General features: G+C 52.3%; 3 protein-coding genes. All 3 read left to right on the top strand.

Annotated elements, in window-relative coordinates; all coding sequences use genetic code 11:
• The coding region (locus D588_RS26540) for a VENN motif pre-toxin domain-containing protein (RefSeq protein WP_198526743.1) at positions 1–1,812 on the top strand (1,812 nt) is incomplete at its 5' end.
• A 16-nt stretch (positions 1,813–1,828) separates the two neighbouring features.
• A complete protein-coding gene (locus D588_RS27770; protein WP_148828871.1) occupies positions 1,829–2,185 on the top strand; it encodes a hypothetical protein in 357 nt (118 codons plus the stop codon).
• A gap of 288 nt (positions 2,186–2,473) precedes the next feature.
• On the top strand, positions 2,474–2,713 hold the full coding sequence (locus D588_RS27775; protein ID WP_148828870.1) for a hypothetical protein: 240 nt from the start codon (positions 2,474–2,476) through the stop codon (positions 2,711–2,713).
• The last annotated feature ends 489 nt before the right edge of the window (positions 2,714–3,202 follow it).

Here is a 3,202-nt window from a genome sequence, read left to right on the forward strand (position 1 = left end):
GACGTGCGCAAGGTGCTGGCCGAGCAGCAGGCGATGGGTGCGGCGGCCGGGACAGTCCTGGAGACCAGCCGCCAAGTGGCTGGCGACATCGCGGCCAGTGCGGCGAAGAAGACTGCCGAGGCGCGCGATGCCTACCTGAAAGGCCTCAATAGCGATGAGCAAGAGGCATTCGCAAAGCTGGACCCGACGGCGCAGCAGAACGTGCTGCTTAGTCAGAGCACGGCTTACAGCGACGCTTACGCCAAAGAAAAGCAATGGGGCACGGGGGGCGAATACAACCGTGCCTTGCAAGCAGTGACGACCGCACTGGTTGGTGGCGTGTCAGGCCAGGGCGGCACGCAGGTGGCGAGCAATGCGATAGCGCCGTACGCGGCGCAACTGATCGGGCAGACCTTCGACGCCAACCATGGCAGCGATCCGAACAAGTCGCTGCAGTTGCTGTCGCACGCGCTGCTGGGTGCGGTGTTGGCCGAGGCAAATGGAAGTTCCGCCGTAGGCGGTGCACTTACTGGAGCGGGTGGCGAAGCTGCAGCGCAATACCTGACCAAGACGCTCTATGGCGCCGACACCAAGCCGAGCGATCTATCCGAGCAGGACAAGCAGACGATCCTGGCGTTGTCGCAGGCGGTCGGTGCGTTGGTCGGCGGAATGACCGGGGGAAGCTTGAATGACGTAGCGGTCGGCAGCGCGATCGCGCGCAATGCGGTGGAGAACAACTGGCTGAAGGCAGACGAAAACGAGCTTAAGAAAGAAGTTCAGGCTGAATGTGGTCCCCAAAATCCACTTGCCTGCCAACTGCTGGAAGAACTTGTCAAGTTGGATAAGACCCGAGACGAAGGTTATGCCGCTCAGGTCGCGCTGGTGAACGCCCAGATGGACGCGGAAGGAGGTCAGCACTCGCAGGAGCGATTCGACCAACTAATGGCGAGCTACTGGGCTGCCAACGGCGTGGGCGGTCCAGAGGACGCCATCCCTGATAGCACGGTGTCCCGCACATTCCCGACTAATGGGCAGAAACTCTATAGCGCGCTGGACAATATGCCAGGTGGCATGTATGCCCTTGTCCCTGGGGCAGCGCTCTTGCCGGGTGTCCTAAAAGGGGCCGGTGATACTGTCGCCGGATGGCAGGACGTCTTTAATAGCGGACTCGCCACCAACTATTTCACTGGCGAGTCAGTGTCGGGCACGGCTGCCTTCGATGCACGTTTCATGTCAGTAGTCACTCTTACGGAAATGGCCTTGACATGGGGTGGGAGCACCGCGGCAAGAACGGGACTTAGAGAGGTTGCCGAGGCGGCTGGTAACGCGGGGGAAAGATCTTCTGGCGATAGCCTAGGAACAGCATTAACTCCAATTTTTAGGGATTCGGAAAATGGACTTAATGCGATCAATCCCGTCCAATCAATAAATCGTGGCCGTATTCTAGAGCTTGCCAGAGATCCAGATAAGGCGAAATTGGCATTGCACGAGGGAGAGGCTGCAGTTCAACTTGAGAATACATTTGGCGGTACATTAACCCGAGTAGAGCCAACTCTCGGGGAAAAAAATCCTGACTTTGTTTTTACAAGCGGGCCTTATAGCGGCAAGACGGTTGATTTTATGTGGACGGATTCCAGTAGGTCCGGGAAAACCAATCAATTTTTTGAAAAAAACTATAAGGCAAATTATGAGCAGCTCGTAAAGCACTTAGAAAAAGCGGACATCGTGCCTCTTGACTATAGGAATTTAACCCCAAAAAATCAGGAAATAGTCAATGCATGGATAGAAAAATTTAGCCAAAGCCAGAAAGATAAAATTCTTATAATAAGGTAAAGGTGAGAATATGGGAATGTATATATCGATTAACCAAGGCAATGGCTGGGGAACTAGTGGTGGTGTTTTTGACTGTATAGTTGAGTCGACCAGGGAAATGTTCCCAGCCAGTCAATTAGACTGTATGAAAGAAATTTATAATTCCCTTGATGAAGAGGGGCAGAGTTTTATTGTTCTCGGAGACGTTGGGGCAAGTTGCTTTAATGTTTTTTATGCACATTGCAAAAAAGCCATGGAACAATTTCCCGAATCCGAGCGTGGAAGAAGTGTGCCTTTTAGCCATATTCCAGGGATACTCTGGAATTGGTCGGAAGTTCTAAGACTTATGCGTGAAGATCCACGTTATTCGGAAAAATCTTTAGGGAATATTTGAGAAGCCACTGCATCGAAATTTAGAGCCAATGGAAACAGGCGCTTATTAGTAGTTCCAAAATCTCGGATTGTTTAGGCTTCCCCACACAATCCGTGTATTCTTTGTTGTTGAAAAATTTACTTTAATAAATGTTTTAAATTAACTTTATTGATGCACCTTAAATTCAGCAGATCTACCCAGGTACCGGCCAGGTGCCGCAGGTAGTATCGTTGATATAAGAGTTCCCGCTGGACGTGGGGTTAGAATTGATAGTAATGGAAAACTTATTGGACTGCTGGAGCCTAATGAATGACTATTAGTGTAGAGATCGCTAGTGTTCTGGATCGTGAGAATTTGATCGTAGAACTATGGCGTGACAACTATTTATTGGCAGAAGTTTCCATGTGTTCAATTCGAAAAGAATGTGTGGTGGAAATTTATTCTTCAAAAGAGGATGGGAGGATAACTGTAGATCTTGATATTTTTATTTCAGCGTTAAACAAAGCAAAAATAATTTTAACTGATATTAATGATGGTTCTATCAGATAGAATTTTTTTCCGTGGTTTTATGTGCCTGCCAACCCAACTATGCAGCGGGTGTTCATGGCGCACTCATTGGTGCGCGGTCTTCGTCGAATATCAGTTGTAAGTTTTGTCGAGCTGTTCCGAGTGATGGATCGGTGTTCAGTTCTTCCGCGCTCACACCACCACGCTAGCGCTGACATCACCAGCAACTGCGACTTCCGCCGAGTGTTGGGCGGCACCTTCGTCTCGGCAGCGACAGCCGCAGCAACGGCGGCGTCACCTCCAACGCCACCAAGGGCGCGGCGCTGCCCATCCCGCAGCGCGCAGGCCGCTGGCACCACGGTTGGCAATCGCATCGCCACCCGATGGCAGCAGCGCCACTGCGTCCCAGATCCAGGCCGGCACCGCGCAGGCGGTGCTGACCGCCGGCAGCGTGCCGACTCAGTACCAGCAGATCGATCCGGGCACCGGCCACGTGCCGCAGGTGGTCGGCGGCGTCGGCGCGCCGCTGGG

It is taken from the genome of Xanthomonas sp. SHU 308 (assembly GCF_000364645.1).
Lineage (GTDB): Bacteria > Pseudomonadota > Gammaproteobacteria > Xanthomonadales > Xanthomonadaceae > Xanthomonas_A > Xanthomonas_A sontii.